Raw genomic sequence first — 576 nt, 5'->3', positions numbered from 1 at the left:
CCCGGCTCCGTCACGCGGCGGGGACCGAGGCCGAACGGGCCCGCATTGCCGGACCAGATGGGATCGGTCAGGATGTTGAGGCCCTGCGTCTGCACCAGCATCGTCGCATGGCCGACCCAGGTCGCCACCATCGCCTCGCCCTCGACGCGCGGCGCCGGGCGGCTGGTGGCCACCGCCACCCTCGCGGGCCATTCCGGCCGCTGCTCGTCCCCCAGCAGGTAGCGCGCGAGGAAGCTGCCCCGGGGGCGGCCCGCCGGCGGGCGCAGCGTGTCCTCGCCGTCCGGGTTGAAGAAGCGCTCGCCGTCGAAATGGTCGCTGACCGGCCCTTCATAATAGATGCGGTCCAGAAAGGGCGGGATGAGCGTGGGGGCGAAGCAGAGCGCCACGACCAGGAACAGGATCAGGGCGCCGGCGCGCTTCAGGGCAGTCAGCATGGCGTCCTTCATGGCGGGCGCGCCGGGCTTTCGCAATCGTCTCAGTCGGCGAGGGTGAAGCCCGCCGGCGCGCGGGTCTCGCGATGCTCGGCATGATACATGTCCATGACGAGATCGACCCTGCCGGGGGCGGCCGCCCCGC

At 72.0% G+C, this 576-nt stretch carries 1 protein-coding gene; it reads right to left on the bottom strand.

The annotated features are described in order from the left end of the window. Nucleotides 1-446: hypothetical protein (locus AC2JF9_RS08310; protein WP_500726850.1), on the bottom strand; the 446-nt coding region annotated here is incomplete at its 3' end. Nucleotides 447-576: the final 130 nt, after the last annotated feature.

This window comes from Lactobacillus sp. C449L, from assembly GCF_059900815.1.
This window is presented reverse-complemented; position numbering and strand designations above follow the sequence as displayed.